Genomic DNA, 17879 nt, shown 5'->3' with positions numbered 1-17879 from the left:
ACATGACCTGGTCGATCATCGCGCGAGACCCTGCTACCGGCCAGCTCGGCATCGCGGTTGCCACCCGGTTCTTCGCCGTCGGCGCGCGCGTGCCCTATATCGCGGCTGGCCTCGGCGCGATCGCGACGCAGGCCTTCGTCAACCCCTATTACGGCATCGACGGCCTCAAGCTGCTGCGGCAGGGCCTCAATGCGCACGACGTGCTGGCCGCGCTGCTCGCGACCGACGATGGCCGCGAGAGCCGTCAGATCCACATCATGGATGCGAGCGGCGAGATCGCCGCCCATACCGGGCGCGACTGCGTCGACTGGTGCGGGCACATCGCAGGCAGCGGGTTCTCCATCGCCGGCAACATGCTGGCTGGCGCCGACGTGCTCGACGAGACCGCGAAGACCTATATCGCCAACGACAGCCTGTCCTTCCCGCGCCGCCTGCTCGCCGCGATGCGAGCAGGGGAAGCTGCCGGCGGCGACAAGCGCGGCAAGCAGTCCGCCGCGCTCTTGATCCATGGCGAGGAGGAATGGCCGGCACTGGACATTCGCGCCGACGACCATCCCGATCCGATCAGTGAGCTCGAACGGCTCGAGCAGGTCAGCCACGAGCTATGGGTGCATTTTCGCACATCCATGCCGACGCGGCAGAACCCGGCCGGCAATACCGATCGCAGCGTCATCGACGCCAGCATCCAAGCAGCGCGTGCAAGGCAATCATGAGCGCGAGCCCCCTCATCGAGATCAGGGACCTCCGCATCCGTTTCCACGGCGACGACGGCCGCATCACCCACGCGGTCGACAGTGTCGACCTCAGTGTCGCCAACGGCGCGACGCTCGGCCTCGTCGGCGAATCCGGTTGCGGCAAGAGCGTGACGTCGCTGGCGATCATGGGCCTGTTGCCGAAGCAAAGTGCGGAGATATCGGGCGCGATCCGCTTCGACGGCCTCGACCTCCTGCGGACGCCGGACCAGACCCTGCGCAATCTGCGCGGCAACCGGCTCGCGATGATCTTCCAGGAGCCGATGACCTCGCTCAATCCGAGCTTCACCATCGGCGACCAGATCATCGAGACCATTTTGCGCCACCGCGGCGGCTCGCGGAAAAGCGCGCGCGAGCGGGCGATCGAGCTGCTGCGCCGCGTCCACATCCCCTCGCCCGAGCGGCGGATCGACGAATATCCGCACAAGCTCTCCGGCGGCATGCGCCAGCGCGTGATGATCGCGATGGCGCTGGCCTGCGATCCGCGCCTGCTGATCGCGGACGAGCCGACGACCGCGCTCGACGTCACCTTGCAGGCGCAAATCCTGGAGCTGATGCGGGAGTTGAAAGCGGCAAGCGGCGCCGCGATCATCCTGATCACGCACGATCTCGGCGTGGTCGCCGAGGTCTGCGACGAGGTCGCTGTGATGTATGCCGGCGAGATCGTCGAGCGCGCGCCGGTGGACGACTTGTTCTCGGCGCCGCAGCATCCCTACACCGTCGGCCTGCTCGGCTCGATCCCGCGGCTCGACCATCGCGCCGAACAGCTTGCGACGATCGAGGGCATGGTGCCGAACATGGCGCAGCCGCCGGCAGGCTGCCGCTTCGCCGCGCGCTGCCCGTTCGTGCTGGACGCCTGCACCAAGGCACCGCCGCCATTGATCGAAGTCAGCCCCGGCCACCTCTCGCGCTGCATCCGCGCGCCGCTCGAACGTCTGGTGTCGTGATGGCGCTGCTCGAGGTCACGGGCCTGGTCAAGCATTTCGTCGCCGAGCGCTCGCTGTTCGGCCGGGCGCTGGCGCACGTCAAGGCGGTCGATGGCGTCTCCTTCTCGCTCGAAGCCGGCAAGACGCTGGCGCTCGTCGGCGAATCCGGTTGCGGCAAATCCACCGTAAGCCGCCTGGTGCTGCGGCTGATCGAGCCGGACGCGGGTATGGTCCGGTTCGACGGCCGCGATCTCCTCTCGCTTGATCCCAATGCGCTGCGCGCCTTCCGCCGCGAAGCGCAGATCATCTTTCAGGACCCCTACGCCTCGCTCAATCCGCGCATGACCGTCGGGCAGATCCTGACCGAGCCGCTGGCGCTGCACGATCTCGTGCCGCCGGCAGAGCGGCGCGCGCGCGTCGCGGAAATCTTGCGGCTGGTCGGGCTGGAGCCGAGGCTGGCACGGCGCTATCCGCACGAATTCTCCGGCGGCCAGCGCCAGCGCATCGCCATCGCCCGCGCGCTCGCGGTCGAGCCGAAGCTGATCATCTGCGACGAGCCGGTCTCGGCGCTCGACGTCTCGATCCGCTCGCAGATCCTCAATCTGCTGCGCGAGCTGCAGGACCGGCTCGGCCTCGCCTACATTTTCGTCTCGCACGACCTCGCCGTGGTCAAGCACATCGCCGACCACGTCGCGGTGATGAATCTCGGCCAGATCGTCGAGACGGCGGAGGCGGATGCGCTGTTCGCCTCACCCCGACATCCCTATAGCCGAGCGCTGCTGTCCGCGATCCCGCTGCCACAGCCGAAGGCGAAGCGCGCGACCGTCCTGCTGGAGGGCGAGATCCCGAGCGCGCTCAATCCGCCCGCTGGCTGCCGCTTCCACACCCGCTGCCCGTTCGTGATCGAGCGCTGCCGCAACGAGGCGCCGGCGCTTCTAGCTGACGGCTCGGGCCACGCCACCGCCTGTCACCGCACGGCGGAGCTGCCGTCTGCCGACGCCATCCTGCCGGCAGCCGGCGGGTTTTCGCCGGCGCTTGCTAAATTGGTCGCGGCCTTCAGCCGAAAGACGGAAGGCGGGAGCCCTGCCGGGGTTGGTATACAAGGCGCCGCGCCCACAACGACGTAGCCGAAGCAATGGGGATTGTCCGATGAAGATGTTTCGCCTGGCCGCAACGGCCGCCGCTGTCCTGCTGTCGCTTGGAGCCGCGCAGGCCCAGACCACGCTGCGCATCGGCCTCGCCGAGGATCCTGATATCCTCGATCCCACGATGGCGCGCACCTATGTCGGCCGCATCGTGTTCTCCGCCTTCTGCGACAAGCTGTTCGACATCGACGAGAAGCTCAACATCGTGCCGCAGCTCGCCCTGTCGAGCGAGACCGCCGACGACGGCAAGGCGCTGGTCATCAAGCTCCGGCCGGGCGTGAAATTCCACGACGGCGAGCCATTCGACGCCGAAGCCGCAAAGTTCTCGCTGGAGCGGCATCTGACGTTCCCCGGCTCGTTCCGCAAGCCCGAGCTCGCCTCGGTCGATCATATCGAAATCGTCGATCCCCTCACGGTCAAGCTGGTGCTGAAGTCGCCGTTCTCGCCGCTGCTGGCCCAGCTCACCGACCGCGCCGGGATGATGGTGTCGCCGAAGGCGGCGAAAGAAGCCGGCGACAAGTTCGGCCTGCGTCCGGTCTGCGCCGGCCCTTATAAATTCGTCGAGCGCGTGCAGCAGGACCGCATCGTGTTCGAGAAATTCGCGGACTATTGGAACAAGGACAACGTCTTCATCGACAAGATCGTGTTCCAGCCGATCGTCGATGCCACGGTGCGGCTTGCGAACTTGAAATCCGGCGGCCTCGATTTGATCGAGCGCGTGCTCGCCACCGACCTGAAGGAAGTCCGCGCGGATTCACGGCTGAAGGTCGCGACCGCGATCGAGCTTGGCTATCAGGGCGTCACGCTCAACATCGGCAAGGACAAGGCCAAGGGGCCGCTCAGCCAGTCCGCCAAGGTGCGGCAGGCGCTCGACCTCGCGATCGACCGCGAGGCGATTAATCAGGTCGTGTTCAATGGCGAGTTTCAGGTCGGCAATCAATGGGTCAATCCTGATCATCCCTACTATCAGAAATCCCTTCCGGTCCGTCCCCGCAACGTCGAGAAGGCCAAGGCATTGCTGAAGGAGGCCGGCGTGACACCGCCGGTCAGCGTCGATTTCCTGGTGCCGAAGGGCGCGGAGACCGAGACGCCGGCGCAGGTCATCCAGTCGATGGCGGCCGAGGCCGGGTTCGACATGAAGATCCGCCTCACCGAATTCGCGACCGGGCTGAAGCAGGCGGAGTCTGGCGATTACCAGGCCTATATGCTGGCCTGGAGCGGGCGCGTCGATCCCGACGGCAACACCTTTGTATTCCTGCACAGCGGTGCGCCGCAGAATTACGGCGCGTGGAACAACCCGCAGGCCGACAAGGCACTGGAGGACGCCCGATCGGTCACCGATCCCGCCAAGCGCAAGGCCAGCTATGAGACCCTGGCCAAGCTGGTCCAGGACGAGGAGCCGCTGCTGTACCTCTACCACCGCCGCATCATCATCGCGCACACGACCAAGCTCGAAGGCTACAAGCAGATGCCCGACGGCCTCGTGCGCGTGATCGGGCTCAAGCTGAAGTGACGCCGCCAGAATGCTGAACTTCCTCGCCCGCCGCCTCGCGCAGATCGTGCCGACGCTGTTCTTCGTCTCAGTACTGATCTTCTCGCTGCAGCAATTGCTGCCGGGCGATCCCGCGCTGGTGATGGCGGGCGAAGAGCGCGACCCGGCCGTGATCGAACAGATCCGCCACCAGTACCGGCTCGATCAGCCGGTCCCGGTGCAGTACGCCTACTGGATCAAGGGCGTACTCTCTGGCGATTTCGGCGAGTCGCTGCGCAACAAGATGCCGGTGCGCGAGCTAATCGCTCAGAAGCTACCGGTGACGCTGCAGCTTGGCGCGATGGCGATCGTGATCGCGTTCCTGATCGGCATCCCCGCCGGCATCGTCGCAGCCGTGAAGAAAGGCTCGGCCTGGGATTACGGCGCGAACCTGTTTGCGCTATGGGGCATCTCCACGCCGAACTTCTGGCTCGGGATCATGCTGATCTTCCTGTTCTCGATCGAGCTCGGCTGGCTGCCGGCTTCCGGCTACGTGCCGCTCACCGAGAACTGGCGCGCGAGCCTGGCGGCCACCATCATGCCGGCTTTCGTGCTCGGCAACGCGATTGCCGCGGTCCTGATGCGGCATACCCGCAGCGCCATGCTGCAGGTGCTGGAAAGCGACTACGTCCGAACTGCCCGGGCCAAGGGACTGTTGGAGCGCTCGGTGATCCTGAAGCACGCGATGCGCAATGCGCTGACGCCCGTCATCACGCTCGGCGCACTCGAGCTCGGCACGCTATTGTCAGGCGCAGTCCTGACCGAGCAGATCTTCTCCATCCCCGGCTTCGGTAAGCTGATCGTGGACGCCGTCTTCAACCGCGACTACGCCGTCGTGCAAGGCGTCGTGCTGGTGACGGCCACGATCTACATCACGCTGAATCTCGTTGCCGACATCGCCTATATCCTCGTCAATCCGCGGCTGCGGGGCTAGCATGACCGACGCCGCGCTGCCGGGCCCTCTCACGCAAGCCGACGAGCTGGATAGCCCGGCCCACCGCGCGCGCCGGCGGCTGTTCAAGCGCAAGGCGGCGATATTCGGGCTCACCGTGCTCACGATGTTCATCGTGCTCGCCGTGCTGGCCCCGCTCATCGTGCCCTATGATCCCATCGCGACGAGCTGGAGCCTGGTGCGCAAGCCGCCCACCGCGGCGCATTGGTTCGGCACCGACGAGCTCGGCCGCGACATCTTCAGCCGGATCGTCTACGGCGCGCGCGCCTCGCTGCTTGCGGGCCTCATCTCGGTTGCGATTGCGCTCGGCATCGGCGTGCCGCTCGGCCTGCTCGCCGGCTATCGCGGCGGCTTCGTCGACGCGCTGATCAGCCGGATCACGGATGCGATGCTGGCCTGCCCGTTCCTGATCCTGGCGATCGCGCTGGCGGCGTTCCTCGGGCCGAGCCTCGGCAATGCCATGATCGCGATCGGCATCTCCGCAACCCCGATCTTCATCCGCCTGACCCGCGGCCAGGTGCTCGTCGTCAAGGCCGAGGACTATGTCGAGGCCGCGCGCGCGCTCGGCAACCCGCCGTGGCGGATCGCGCTGTCGCATATCCTGCCGAACATCCTGCCCGCGCTGCTGGTGCAGGCGACGCTCTCGATCGCCGCCGCCATCATCGCCGAAGCCGCGCTATCGTTTCTCGGCCTCGGCCAGCAGCCGCCGGCGCCGTCCTGGGGCAGCATGCTCAATGCCGCGCAACGCTTCCTGACCCAGGCGCCGTGGATGGCGATCTGGCCGGGCCTTGCGATCTTTCTCGTGGTGCTGTCGCTGAACCTGCTCGGCGACGGCCTGCGCGACGCGCTCGATCCGCGGCAGCGCTGAGGTCCGATCAGAGGAAACTCAGCTAGCACCTCCAGCGGAGGTGCGTTCCCTCCCCCCTTGTGGGGGAGGGCTAGGGAGAGGGGTAACCAGGAAAAGGTGCCGGTTGATTGCGCGCGGAGAACGGCTGCGCCACGGAGGGAATCCCCGTGTGGCCCCCCTCCCTGCCCCTCCCCCACAAGGGGGGAGGGAACGGAGAGAGCGTTGCCGTCAGAAACTCTAGATCACCACTTCCCGCAATACCCGACGGCAATCCATCTCGTATTCGAGATCGACTACCGGAGGGCGGGCGAAATACCAGGTCAGGCCGGAGCGCAGCGCGCCGCGGCGGACCAGTTCGTCGGCGAGTGCGTGGTGGAAGTCGTGCACGGAGTAGGCCTGCACCGCGGTGGTGTCGCTCCAGCCGAAGCCGAAGGCCGCCATGCGGTTTTCCATCTGCGACGTCGTCGTGAAGCGCACCTTCTCCCGCAGCCCCTCCGGGCTGAGGTCGCGATAGCGCACGGTGCGCTCGACATAGGTGCCGCTGCCCTCGCGCGCCTCAGCGCCGCCTGATATCACGAAGGACGGCGCTTTCGAGCGGGTCGGACGCGTGAACGAGAACGCGTAGAACGACGGCTCTGACGGCGGATCGATCTCGGGACAGACATTGCTGCGCGCCACCGGATTGGTGGTGCCGTCGAAGATGCTCCATTCGGACAGCGTCTTCACATAGTGCAGGTTGAACGCGCGAAAGCCCTCTTCGCTGAAGGCTGCCGGTGAACGCAGCTCGCAGGCGCAGAATGCCGTCAGCGGCCGTCCTGCCTCCTGAATGAATCTTGCCGCCAGTGCAAACCCTTCCGCGAGCGGGACCAGACGATCGAAGCGGACGCGTTCGATTTCATAGCCGTCGTCCGCGGCGACCCCCGCCGAATACTGGAACACGGACGGAATGAAGCGGTAATTGCCGGCAGAGAACTCACGAACCATGGCGAACTCCTATTCCAGTTGCATGCGAATGCCCTTGGCGCCGTTGAGCAGGCGCCTCAGGTGAAAGCCGGCCAGGGAATCGTCGGCGTGCATGCCGACCAGCGCGGCAAAGGCCGGCATGGCCGCGGCATCACCGGCCTCCATCTTGGCGAAAGCCTCCGAATACAGCGCCGTTTCCGGCGCTTCGAACTTGCCCGGTGGCAGCGGCTCGAACGCGCGCAACGGCTCGCTGCGTCCGCGCAGCATCAGCTCCCCCACGGGGCGGCCTTGAAAATTCTCCGCCGCCTCGGCGACGCTGGCGCTGACGCAAATGCGGGTGCCCAGATGCTTGTTGGCGGCCTCCAGCCGCGCCGCGATGTTGATGGAGTCCCCATACGCGGTGTAATCGAAGAAGCGGTTGCCGCCGAAATTGCCGACCAGCGCGGGACCGGCGTGAATGCCGATGCGGGTGGCACCGAAGGTCACGCCCATGGCGCTCTGGCGCGCGCGAAAGTCCTGCGCCCAGGCATCGAGCTCATGGGCGCAGGCGACCGCACGCGTGGCATAATCCGGCTGATCGCCGGGCGCGTTGAAGAGCACCTGGATCGCATCGCCGATGATCTTTGCGACCGTGCCCTCATGGGCGAAGACGATTTCGGTCATGCCGCCGACATACTCGTTAAGCAACTTGCCCAACGTCTCGGGCGGCGCGCTCTCGACCAATGAGGTGAAGCCGGTAATATCGGTGAAGATGGTGGCGACATCGCGCCACTGCACTTCGATGCCCTCGCCGTCGCCGCTGGCGGCCAGACGCTTGGCAAGCTCGGGCGAGAAATGACGCGATAGCGCGGCATGGGCGCGCTCGGCTTCCATCTGGCGCCGCCGCACCTCGCGCAGCATCTCGATATGGCGGATGGTCTTCTCGATGGTGGCTTCCAGATCGGCGAAGTCGATCGGCTTGGTCAGGAAGTCGAACGCGCCGCGGTTCATTGCGGTGCGGATATTGCTCATGTCGCCATAGGCCGAGACGATGATGGTCGACTTCTTGTCCTCGGCCTCCTGGAGTTTCGCGAGCAGCGAGAGGCCATCCATCCTGGGCATGTTGATATCGGAGACCACCATGTCGACCTGCGGGTTCTGCTCGAGCGAGGCCAGCGCCTCGATACCGTCGCGGGCGAATATGATGGCGACCTGTCCGTCGCGGATCTGCCTGCGAAACTTTTGCAGGACCAGCGCTTCGAGATCCGGCTCGTCGTCGACGAAGAGGATGGTCGCGCTCATGCGGCTTGCTCGAGCCTCGTGTCGATCTCCTGTCGCAGCAAGGCAAAGTCGATCGGCTTGGTGAGAAGCCCGACGGCGCCGCGCTCGATCGCCTTTCGCCGCGTCTCGGCGTCGCCATAGGCCGTGATCATGATGACGGGGACGTCCGGATGCGCGGCACGCACCTTCGGCAGCATGTCGAGCCCGCTCATGCCGGGCATGTTGATGTCGGACAGGATCAGGATCAGCGAGGGATCGCGAACCTCGGCGGCCCGCTTGAGCGCATCGGGCGCCGAGGAGGCGAACTCCATCTGGAAGCGGCCGGCGCGCAGCTCGCGCCGGAATTGCTGCCGGAACAGCGCCTCGACGTCGGGCTCGTCGTCGACGACCAGGATGTAAACGTTCACGACTTGCCTCCGGAAGTGCCGTCCGCCGCCATCGTGCGCGGCAGGGTGATGATGAACTCGGTGAATACACCTTGTGTGGTGTTCACGTCGATGGTGCCACCGTGCTGCTTCACGACGATGTCATGGCTCATGGAGAGGCCGAGCCCAGTGCCCTCGCCGGCCGGCTTGGTGGTGAAGAAGGGATTGAACATCTTCTCCTTCACCTCGGGCGGAATTCCCGTGCCATTGTCACGAATCCGGATCTCGACCCTGCCACCAAGGTCTTTTGTTGCTGCGCTCAAACTCGGCTCGAAGGTCTCACCCGCGCTCTCCTTGCGCTTGGCCGTGGCATAGAAGCCGTTCGAGATCAGGTTGAGCAAGACGCGCGTGATCTCCTGCGGATAGATGTCGACCATACCGGCAGCGGGATCGAACGTGCGCTGGAGCGTAACGTTGAAGGACGGCCGTTCGGCGCGCGCGCCATGATAGGCGAGATTGAGGCTCTCCTCGACGATCGCATTGATGTCGACGGCCCGATGCTCGCCGGAACCCTCGCGCGAATGCAGCAGCATGTTCCTGACGATGGAATCGGCGCGCTTGCCGTGCTGCACCACCTTCTCGAGATTGCTCCTCAGCATGCGGGTCAGCTCGTCGACCTCCTCCCTGGTCTTGCCGTCGAGCGCAGCCGATTGCAGCGCCTCGTTGAGCTCATCGATCAGCTCCGTCGAGAGAGCGGAGAAATTGTTGACGAAGTTGAGCGGGTTCTTGATCTCGTGGGCGATGCCGGCGGTGAGCTGGCCGAGCGAGGCAAGCTTCTCGGTCTGGATCAGGCGATCCTGGGCGGCGCGCAGCTCGCTCAGGGATTGGGACAGTGCCTCGGTGCGCTCACGCAACTCTCGAAGCAGCCGCGTGTTCTCGATGGCGATGACCGCTTGCCTGGTGAAGTTTTCGACCAGCGCGATCTGCTTGTCCGTGAAGAGCCGTACCTCCTTTCGAAAGATCGTAATCGCGCCGATCAATTGATCTTCCTTAAGCATGGGAACGACCATGAGCGTGCGGGCTCCGGCAACCTCCACCATCGGAATGACATTGGGAACGCGAGCCAGGTAAGCCGGGCTCTCCCTAAGATCGGGAACCTGCGAAGACTTGCGTGTCTTGACGACAGTTTCAAGCGAGGTGCCGGGATAAGGACGCATCGGTGTGCGTCGCCTGAAATCAGAGAACTCGGATGGAAGGTTGTAGTCCGCAGCCAGATTGAACTCTTCGCCGTCCCAAAAATTCATCGTTCCAAAGGATGCGCCGCACACGCGCGTGGCATTCTCCAGCATTTTGCGAAACACCGGCTCCAGCTCGCCCGGCGAGGAGCTGATCACTTCCAACACTTCGGACGTTGCGGTCTGCTGTTCCAGCGATTCCCGCAGTTCCGCAGTGCGCTGCTCGACCTTGTTTTCGAGGTCGGCATAGGATTCCTGCAAGCGCGCGCCCATGTCGTTGAACTGGTCGGCGAGCCCTTCGAGCTCGTCGCCCGTCCGGATCGAGATGCGCTGGGAGAAGTCGCCACCGCCGATCCGTTCCGCACCGCTGCGCAGGGCCTGGATCGGCCCGACCATGCGGCGCGCAAGGAATACCCCCGCAAGCACCGCGAAGATCGACGCCCCGAGCAGCACGATCGCAAGCCGCTGCAGCGAGGCGTAGAGCGACGCATAGGCCTCCTCGACCGGCAGCTCGACGAACATGGTCCAGTGCAACGGCTCGATTGGTGCCGATGCGGTCAGGACCTTCTGGCCCTGGATGTTGCGCGCTTCCTCGAGCGCGTCCGGCATGGTGCCGCCGGCCGCCTGCGCGGCGCGCACCTGTGCGAGGCCGGACATGTCGGTGTTGCGCAGCACGAGACTGATATCGGGGTGCGCGATCAGGCGCCCTTCCGGGCCGACGACATAGGCATGCCCGTGCTGGCCGACCTTGATCTGCGAGACCACGTCCCAGATCAGCTTGAGATTGACCTCGGCAATACTGACACCTGCATCCCTGCGCGCGCCGGCCAGCGCCAGCGTCATGTAGGGCTCAGACTCCCGGCGGAAATAGACCGGACCGTAATAGACCTTGTGCGCTACCGCCTCGGTGAACTTCGGATCATTGGACAGGTCGATCCCGCTCTCGATCGCATCCATCGCCAGCCGCGAGACCCGCAACCGTTCCTTGCCGGTCGAATCCACCTGGGCAAGCTCGGTGATCCCGGGCACCTGGCGCAGCAGCCGCAGCGCGTCGAACCGGCGCTGCTCGGTCGAGCCCGCCGACCACGGCAGTTGCGTCGTCCATCCGAGCTGGTTCTCGATTTCCTTGACGAATTGGCCGATCTTGGCTGCGGCCGCCTCGGCCTGCTCATGCTGGACCCGGATCAGCGAAGCCTTGTGCTCGCGATAATAGAAGAAGACCTCGAACAGGCCGTTGGCCAGCAGCGCGATGGCGACGACAGCCACGAACAGCGCGACATATTTGGTGAACAGCCGGGTCCTGATCCCCCGCCCCGCACCCGCGCCGGCAGCGACGCCATCCGAGGCCGCGCTCGGCAGCGTCCTGGCTTGCGGGGTGTCGGGATGGAGAGAAAGGCTCATCACCCGGAACCTAGCAAGAAGACGGGACCTTGTCTTTCGCAAGCGCGGGATAAGGCCCCATCCAGTGAGCCCGGCGCCCGGACGCAACAAAAAGGGCGGCAGCGGACCCGCCGCTGCCGCCCTCGTTCGCTTGCTAGCTTGCGGCGTCAGGTCGGCCGCAGGGCCTTGGAGCCAAGGTCGAGCTCATTGACCTGCTTGTTCCGCTCGGAATCGGCGGCCGCGCGATGGTCGGTTGCCAGCACCACATAGACCGCGGGCAGCACGAACAGCGTGAACAGCGTGCCGATCGACATGCCGGCCACGACGACCAGGCCGATCGAGAAGCGGCTGGCCGCGCCCGCGCCGGTCGCAGTCAGGAGCGGGATCAGTCCGGTCACCATCGCGGCCGTCGTCATCAGGATCGGCCGCAGGCGGATGCGGGCCGACATTTCGATGGCCGAGCGGCGGTCGAGCCGCTCGTTGACCTGGAGCTCGTTGGCGAACTCCACCATCAGGATGCCGTGCTTGGTGATCAGGCCGACCAAGGTGAGCAGACCGACCTGGGTGTAGATGTTCATGGTCGCCACGCCGAAGAACAGCGGAATCAGCGCACCGACGATCGCCATCGGCACCGAGATCATGATCACCAACGGGTCACGCAAGCTCTCGAACTGCGCGGCCAGCACCAGGAAGATGATGATGAGCGCGAAGCCGAAGGTGATCGCAAGCTGATTGCCTTCCTGCACGTACTGCCTGGAGTCCGCGAGATAGTCGTGGCTGAAGCCTTGCGGCAGCTTCTTGGCCTCGCTTTCGAGGAAGTCGACCGCCGCACCGACGGTCACGCCGGGCATCGGCACGGCCGAGAACGTCGCCGAATTGAGCTGATTGTAGTGCGTCAGCGAGTTTGGATCGGTCTTGGTCTCGATCGACACCACCGTCGACAGCGGAAGCTGCTGGCCGGTGTTGGTCGTCACATAGAAGCCACCGAGCGATTCCGGCGACAGCCGCTTGGCGCGCGGAACCTGCGGGATCACCTGGTAGGACCGGCCCTCCAGATTGAAGCGATTGACGTAGTTGCCACCCAGCAGGACCGCGAGCGTGGCGCCGAGGTTCTGCATATTGACGCCGAGATCCTGCGCCTTGGTGCGGTCGATCGTGACCTTCACGTTCGGCTGGTTGTAGGCAAGATCGCTGTCGGAGACGATGAACATGCCGCTCTTGCGCGCAGCGTCCTTCAGCTTCTCCATCTGCTCATAGACCGTCTGGAACCCGGCGGTGGAATTGATCACCATCTGCACCGGAAGACCGCCCGGCCCGCCCGGCAGCGGCGGCAGGTTGAATGCGAAGGCCTGCACGCCCTCGATCTTGGAGAGCTCGGCCTGCACCAGCGGCTTCAACTGGATCGACGAGCGCTTGCGCTCCTCCCAGGGCTTGAGCAGCATGCCGGCGATGCCGCCCTGCGGGCCGTTGATGCCGTTCAGCACGAAACGCAGATCGGTCTCGGGGAATTTCGAAAATTCGTGGTCGAGCTTGTCGCCGTAGAAATCGACATAGTCGATGTTGGCGTATTTCGGCGCTTTGGTCACCGCGAACACGATGCCCTGGTCTTCCTCAGGCGCCAGCTCCTTCGACGTGTGCATGTAGAGGAAGCCGACGAGTCCGAGGATCGTCACCGCGAACAGGCCCGTGATCGCCTTGTAGTCGAGCGAGCGGTCGAGCCTGCGGCCGTACCAGCGCGTCAGCGCACCGAACACCTTGTTGACGGCCTTGGCGAAGCGGCCCTCTTCGGTGTTCTTCAGCAGCACCGAGCACATCATCGGCGACAATGTCAGCGCGATCACGCCCGACACGATCACCGAGCCCGCCAGCGTGAAGGCGAATTCGCGGAACAGCGATCCGGTGAGGCCGCCAAGGAAGCCGATCGGCGCGTACACCGCGGCGAGCGTGATGGTCATCGAGATGACCGGGCCGACGATTTCACGCGCGCCTTGCAGCGAGGCCTGGACCGGCGTCTTGCCCTCCTCCAGATGGCGATGGATGTTCTCCACCACGACGATAGCGTCGTCGACCACGAGGCCGATCGCCAGCACCATCGCGAGCAGCGTCAGAAGGTTGAAGCTGAATCCCAGCGCCAGCATCAGGGTGCAGACGCCGATCATCGACAAGGGAATCGTGACGACGGGAATGATGACCGACCGCAGCGACGCCAGGAACAGGAAGATCACCACGATCACGATGATCACGGCTTCGCCGAGCGTCTTCTCCACCTCGTCGATCGAGGATTGGATGAACTTGGTCGAGTCGTAGGCGACCTTCATCTTCATCGATGGCGGCAGATTGCGCTCGAGCTCGGGGAACAGCGCGCGCACGCCCTTGACCAGCGTCAGCGGGTTGCCCTGCGGGGTTGCCTGCACGCCGATGAAGATCGCGTGCTCGCCGTTGAAGGCGACGCTTGCATCCGTGCTTTGGGCGGCAAGCTCGACGGTGCCGATGTCCTCCATCCGCACGAAGCCGCCGTCCTTGGCCTTGACGATCATCTTCTTGAACTGGTTGACGTCGGTCAGGCCCGTGTTCGTCGAGACGTTCGAGACGATGAGATAGCCCTTGGTCTGGCCCGCCGCGGACTGAAAGTTGTTGGCGGTGATCGCCGCAGCGACGTCAGCCGGCGACACGTTGCGGCCGGCCATCTTCTCGGGATCGAGCCACAGCCGCATCGCGAAGGTCTGGCCGCCGAGAATGTCGGCGGAAGCCACGCCGTCGACGGTCGACAGCACCGGCTGCACCACGCGCGTCAGATAATCCGAGATCGCCGAGCCCGAGAGCTCCTCGGACGAGAAGCCGAGATACATCACGGCCGTAGTCTGGCCCGTGGTCTTGGTGACGATCGGGTCGTTGGATTCCTTCGGGATCAGGTATTTGACCGAATTCGTCTTCGCCAGCACCTCGGTGAGAGCCTGGTTCGGATCGAAGTTCAGCTTGATGTAGACCTGGATCGTCGAGGTGCCGAGCACCGAGGACGAGGTGATGTAGTCGACGCCCTCGGCGGACGCGACCGCCTGCTCGATCGGCGTGGTGATGAAACCCTGGATCAGATCCGCGGACGCGCCCGGATAGACGGTCGTGATGTTGATGACCGTGTTCGACAGCTTCGGATATTGCCGGATCGGCAGCACCATCGCCGCGCGCAGCCCGATCAGCAGGATCAGCAGACTGACAACGACCGACAGAACCGGGCGTTTGATGAAAATATCGGTAAAGCGCATCGCGGCGATCTCGATTTATATGTCTCAAGAAAAGTGATCCGGCCGAGCCGGATCACTTGAATGCAGAGGGTCAGTAGCGCGGCGGCTGCGCCGGGATCTGCGGAGCCGGGTCGGTCGAAATCGACACCGCCGCGCCCGATTGCAGCTTGAGCTGGCCGACGGCAACGACCTTGTCGCCCGCCTTCACGCCCTTGATGATTTCGACGCGACCTTCGACCCGGTTGCCGGTCTGCACAAAGGTGCGCACCGCGGACAGGCTGGTCTTGCCGTCTTCTTCCTTCTTCTCGGTGATCACGAACACCGAGTCGCCGTACAGCGTGTAGTCGACCGCCGTCTCCGGAACGGTGATCACGGCCGGCTTGTCCGGCAGCACCACCGTGGTGGTCACGAACATGCCGGGCTTCAGGATCTTCTCCGGATTGGCGATCGTCGCCTGCACGCGGATGTTGCGGGTGTCGGTCGAGATTTGCGGTTCGATCGTGGTGATCTTGCCTTCGAAGATACGGCCCGGATAGGCATCGACCTTCAACTTGACAGTCTGGCCGACCTTGAGGCTGCCGGAATCCTTTTCCGTCACGGTGAAGTTGGCCCACAGCTCCGACAGATCGGTCAACGACACGATCGCCGTACCCGCCGTCAGATACTGACCGACCTCGACCTTGCGGACGCCGAGATCGCCGGAGAACGGTGCGCGCACCAGCTTCTGCGAGATCAGCGCCTCGGTCTTGGCGATGCCGGCCTGCGCCTGGTCGTAGGCGGCCTGCGCGGTATCGACGGTCGCCTGCGGACCGAACTGGCGCGCGGCCAGCTGCTTGGCACGATCAAGCGACAGCTGCGCGACGGTCGCCTGGGCCTTGTAATTGGCAAGGTCGCCCTGCTCCGGCGCGTCGAACAGCTGGACCAGCGGCGTGCCGGCTTCGACGCGCGTGCCCGGCGCGAACTTGATCTCGGTGACGCGGCCGTTGACGTCGGCACTGACGTCGACCTGGTGCACGGCGACGAGGCCGCCGACCGCGGTGAGCAGGTTCGGCACCACCTCGGACTTGGCCTCCGCCGCGCTGACCGCGGTCGGCGGCGGCTTGTTGTTGGCGAAGAACTGCTTGATCATCTGGCCGCGGAAATAATTGAACCAGACGAGGCCGCCGACCAGCACCGCCAGGAGCGTGCCGACGATGATGAACCAGAGCACCGGCCGGACCGGACGCTTGGGAGCCTTGCTGTCGATCGGTTCGCCCGAAATCTTGTGTTCGGTTACGATGTTCATGTCATGCACTCTCTGCAATCGCCGCCTTGCCGGCATCCGCGGCCTGATTGTGGCCCAGATGCGAAGCAATTGCGGCGTCGTTAAGTCCGATACCCCTCAGGAGAAACTCACACAGCTGCCGCTCGAGGTCTTCAGCCTTGCCGTAAGCGAGGCAAGGCGTGGCCGGCAGCCTGGTCAGCGCCGCAGTCATCACCGAGTGATGCGCAAACCAGAACAGGTTGAGTGGATTGCCGCTGCATGGCCGTGCGTCCCCGGCGGCAACGGCACGTTCGAGCGAGGAGACGAAGATCGCCCCGATCAGCGTCTCGATCTTGGCATACAGCAAACGGGCGAATTCGCCATCATCCAAATGGCTCGTGGCCATCAGTCGCAGGCGCTGGGCCTCTTCCTGATCGGGACCATCAGCGATGTGCAGGAAATGCTCGACCATGCCGCGGATCACTTCGACCAGCGTGGCGGTCGAAGGCTCCCGCTCGAGAAGCTCGGTGAGCGCCGGGTCGGCCTCGCATTCGTCGCTGAGGATTTCGGCGTAGAGCGCCGCCTTGGACGGGAAATGCTTGAACAGCAACGCCTCGGAAATGGCAGCGGCGGCCGCCACGCTCTTGGTCGTGGTGCCGGTATAACCATGTCGGGCAAAGCAGCGTTTCGCGGCTCCGAGGATCAATTGACGCCTCAGGTCGCTCGTCATACGCAATGAGCTCATGCTAGTGAGTAAGCACTCACCCACGCAAAAAGTCAAGCACTATGTTGCATCGCAACCTGAGTGCGTCGTTAATTCAGTGGAAATTGGCCCTGCCTGCACGGCTTCCGTGCAGGACCTGGGCGCCGGTGGGAATGGACAGGCCCGCCCTAGATTGGCTGGAAGCCGAGGTCGCCGCGGATCCGGTTGAGGATGTAAGTCCCGTCCCGGCTTGGCAAAATCCGCTCAAGGCTGGCGCTGTCGATCTTCATATTGGCAAAGCGCGGCCCCGCAGAGACGTCGTGGACGGCTTTGGCAAAGGCCTCGACCTCGGCCATGGTCGTGATGGCCCGGCTATCCCCGATGCCGCAGGCCTTGGCGACGCCAACGAGATCGGCGGCAGCGGAGGTGTGGCTGGTCTGGCCGCCCGTTTCGCCATAGGCCTCGTTGTCGAGCACTGCGATCGAGAGGTTGGACGGCTTCTGCAGCCCGATGGTGGCCAGGCTGCCCATGCCCATCAGCATCTCGCCGTCGCCGGTGATGACCAATACCGGCAGTTTTGGCTGCGCCAGGGCGAGCCCCAGCCCGATCATCGCGGCGCCGCCCATGCCGCCCCAGAGGTAGAAATTGCGGGGGTGGTCGCCGGCCGCGCACATGTCGTTGGTGGAGGCCCCAAGGCCGCCGATCGCGACGACGTCCTTGCGGTCCGCGAGCAGCGTGGACACCACCTGGCGGCGATCGAGGAGATTAGCCTTGCTCATTTGGTGAAAACCTTGGCGCCGATCAGGCGCTGCGACAGAAGGACAGCGGTGGGGGTGAGCGCGTTGTAGGCTTGCGACGCAGCGGCTTCGAGCACGGCCGGCACCTCGGCCGCGCTGGAGGCCCGCAGCACCTGGACACCCGACAGCTCGAACACGCCCTGCGTGGTCGAGCCCATCGGCACCTGCCACGGATTGAACTCGCCCCACTCGCCGCGCATGGTCACCAGCGTCAGGAACGGGAAGCGCAGGATCGGGATCAGCGACAGCATGTTGATGCAATTGCCGACGCCGCTCGACTGCATCAGCAGGACGCCGCGCTGTCCGCCGGCCCAGGCGCCGGCGAGAAGCGCCACGCCCTCCTCTTCCGTCGTGAGCGGAATGCCGCGCATCGTGGACGATGCCAGCACGCGCTGGATCAACTTGGAATGGCCGGCATCCGGCACGTAAGGTACCTGCCTGACATCGAAGCGTTGCAAGGTCGCGAAAATATCATCGGGCCAATTCGGCGCCGTGTCGGCAGCGTCAGCGCGTGCGTGCATTTTCCTGTCCGGTCGGC

General features: G+C 64.8%; 15 protein-coding genes. 6 read left to right on the top strand and 9 right to left on the bottom strand.

Annotation, left to right across the window (positions count from 1 at the left end; all coding sequences use genetic code 11):
• The first annotated feature begins 2 nt into the window (after nt 1-2).
• From GGD61_RS33605 to GGD61_RS33580, 6 genes are read left to right on the top strand one after another with little or no spacing between them, the layout of a single operon-like run.
• Nucleotides 3-713: a DUF1028 domain-containing protein gene (locus GGD61_RS33605; RefSeq protein ID WP_092259587.1), complete on the top strand. Its 711-nt coding sequence runs from the start codon at nt 3-5 to the stop codon at nt 711-713.
• Nucleotides 710-1699, top strand: a complete 990-nt coding sequence (locus GGD61_RS33600; RefSeq protein WP_018315565.1) for an ABC transporter ATP-binding protein — start codon at nt 710-712, stop codon at nt 1697-1699. Before GGD61_RS33605 ends, GGD61_RS33600 begins: the two co-directional genes overlap by 4 nt.
• On the top strand, nt 1699-2805 hold the full coding sequence (locus GGD61_RS33595; protein WP_092259589.1) for an ABC transporter ATP-binding protein: 1107 nt from the start codon (nt 1699-1701) through the stop codon (nt 2803-2805). The genes GGD61_RS33600 and GGD61_RS33595 overlap by 1 nt, the downstream gene beginning before the upstream one ends.
• Nucleotides 2806-2827: 22 nt before the next feature.
• Nucleotides 2828-4336: an ABC transporter substrate-binding protein gene (locus GGD61_RS33590; RefSeq protein ID WP_092259591.1), complete on the top strand. Its 1509-nt coding sequence runs from the start codon at nt 2828-2830 to the stop codon at nt 4334-4336.
• A 10-nt stretch (nt 4337-4346) separates the two neighbouring features.
• A complete protein-coding gene (locus tag GGD61_RS33585) occupies nt 4347-5288 on the top strand; it encodes an ABC transporter permease (RefSeq protein WP_092259593.1) in 942 nt (313 codons plus the stop codon).
• A 1-nt stretch (nt 5289) separates the two neighbouring features.
• The gene (locus tag GGD61_RS33580) at nt 5290-6174 is read left to right on the top strand and encodes an ABC transporter permease (protein WP_092259595.1); all 885 of its coding nucleotides are present in this window, start codon (nt 5290-5292) and stop codon (nt 6172-6174) included.
• Nucleotides 6175-6390: 216 nt separating this feature from the next.
• Here GGD61_RS33580 and GGD61_RS33575 read toward each other — a convergent pair whose 3' ends face one another.
• The 9 genes from GGD61_RS33575 to GGD61_RS33535 form a co-directional block, all read right to left on the bottom strand.
• Nucleotides 6391-7137 carry a hypothetical protein gene (locus GGD61_RS33575; RefSeq protein WP_092259597.1) on the bottom strand — a complete coding sequence of 249 codons (747 nt, stop codon included), beginning with the start codon at nt 7135-7137 and terminating at the stop codon, nt 6391-6393.
• A 9-nt stretch (nt 7138-7146) separates the two neighbouring features.
• Entirely contained in the window at nt 7147-8397 is a 1251-nt protein-coding gene (locus GGD61_RS33570; protein WP_092259598.1) for an adenylate/guanylate cyclase domain-containing protein, read from the bottom strand.
• Nucleotides 8394-8783, bottom strand: a complete 390-nt coding sequence (locus tag GGD61_RS33565) for a response regulator (RefSeq protein WP_018315558.1) — start codon at nt 8781-8783, stop codon at nt 8394-8396. The genes GGD61_RS33570 and GGD61_RS33565 overlap by 4 nt, the downstream gene beginning before the upstream one ends.
• Nucleotides 8780-11377 (bottom strand): ATP-binding protein, encoded by a 2598-nt coding sequence (locus GGD61_RS33560; protein ID WP_092259600.1) that lies wholly within the window; start codon nt 11375-11377, stop codon nt 8780-8782. Before GGD61_RS33560 ends, GGD61_RS33565 begins: the two co-directional genes overlap by 4 nt.
• Nucleotides 11378-11523: 146 nt before the next feature.
• A complete protein-coding gene (locus GGD61_RS33555) occupies nt 11524-14619 on the bottom strand; it encodes a MexW/MexI family multidrug efflux RND transporter permease subunit (protein ID WP_038972774.1) in 3096 nt (1031 codons plus the stop codon).
• A 70-nt stretch (nt 14620-14689) separates the two neighbouring features.
• Nucleotides 14690-15883: an efflux RND transporter periplasmic adaptor subunit gene (locus GGD61_RS33550; protein ID WP_177237250.1), complete on the bottom strand. Its 1194-nt coding sequence runs from the start codon at nt 15881-15883 to the stop codon at nt 14690-14692.
• Between the two features lies 1 nt (nt 15884).
• The gene (locus GGD61_RS33545) at nt 15885-16571 is read right to left on the bottom strand and encodes a TetR/AcrR family transcriptional regulator (protein WP_177237251.1); all 687 of its coding nucleotides are present in this window, start codon (nt 16569-16571) and stop codon (nt 15885-15887) included.
• Nucleotides 16572-16732: 161 nt separating this feature from the next.
• Entirely contained in the window at nt 16733-17323 is a 591-nt protein-coding gene (locus GGD61_RS33540) for a thiamine pyrophosphate-dependent enzyme (protein ID WP_092259606.1), read from the bottom strand.
• A complete protein-coding gene (locus GGD61_RS33535) occupies nt 17320-17862 on the bottom strand; it encodes a phosphonopyruvate decarboxylase (protein WP_026201519.1) in 543 nt (180 codons plus the stop codon). The genes GGD61_RS33540 and GGD61_RS33535 overlap by 4 nt, the downstream gene beginning before the upstream one ends.
• Between the last annotated feature and the right edge of the window lie 17 nt (nt 17863-17879).

The sequence above is a fragment of the Bradyrhizobium sp. SBR1B genome, from assembly GCF_014198205.1.
Lineage (GTDB): Bacteria > Pseudomonadota > Alphaproteobacteria > Rhizobiales > Xanthobacteraceae > Bradyrhizobium.
This window is presented reverse-complemented; position numbering and strand designations above follow the sequence as displayed.

Excerpts from the sequence above, each read along its gene's own strand:
- GGD61_RS33595 (WP_092259589.1), top strand. The coding sequence starts at position 1,699 with ATGGCGCTGCTCGAGGTCACGGGCCTGGTCAAGCATTTCGTCGCCGAG.
- GGD61_RS33550 (WP_177237250.1), bottom strand. The coding sequence starts at position 15,883 with ATGAACATCGTAACCGAACACAAGATTTCGGGCGAACCGATCGACAGC.
- GGD61_RS33585 (WP_092259593.1), top strand. The coding sequence starts at position 4,347 with ATGCTGAACTTCCTCGCCCGCCGCCTCGCGCAGATCGTGCCGACGCTG.
- GGD61_RS33590 (WP_092259591.1), top strand. The coding sequence starts at position 2,828 with ATGAAGATGTTTCGCCTGGCCGCAACGGCCGCCGCTGTCCTGCTGTCG.
- GGD61_RS33535 (WP_026201519.1), bottom strand. The coding sequence starts at position 17,862 with ATGCACGCACGCGCTGACGCTGCCGACACGGCGCCGAATTGGCCCGAT.
- GGD61_RS33575 (WP_092259597.1), bottom strand. The coding sequence starts at position 7,137 with ATGGTTCGTGAGTTCTCTGCCGGCAATTACCGCTTCATTCCGTCCGTG.
- GGD61_RS33580 (WP_092259595.1), top strand. The coding sequence starts at position 5,290 with ATGACCGACGCCGCGCTGCCGGGCCCTCTCACGCAAGCCGACGAGCTG.
- GGD61_RS33540 (WP_092259606.1), bottom strand. The coding sequence starts at position 17,323 with ATGAGCAAGGCTAATCTCCTCGATCGCCGCCAGGTGGTGTCCACGCTG.
- GGD61_RS33560 (WP_092259600.1), bottom strand. The coding sequence starts at position 11,377 with ATGAGCCTTTCTCTCCATCCCGACACCCCGCAAGCCAGGACGCTGCCG.
- GGD61_RS33555 (WP_038972774.1), bottom strand. The coding sequence starts at position 14,619 with ATGCGCTTTACCGATATTTTCATCAAACGCCCGGTTCTGTCGGTCGTT.
- GGD61_RS33605 (WP_092259587.1), top strand. The coding sequence starts at position 3 with ATGACCTGGTCGATCATCGCGCGAGACCCTGCTACCGGCCAGCTCGGC.
- GGD61_RS33600 (WP_018315565.1), top strand. The coding sequence starts at position 710 with ATGAGCGCGAGCCCCCTCATCGAGATCAGGGACCTCCGCATCCGTTTC.
- GGD61_RS33545 (WP_177237251.1), bottom strand. The coding sequence starts at position 16,571 with ATGACGAGCGACCTGAGGCGTCAATTGATCCTCGGAGCCGCGAAACGC.
- GGD61_RS33570 (WP_092259598.1), bottom strand. The coding sequence starts at position 8,397 with ATGAGCGCGACCATCCTCTTCGTCGACGACGAGCCGGATCTCGAAGCG.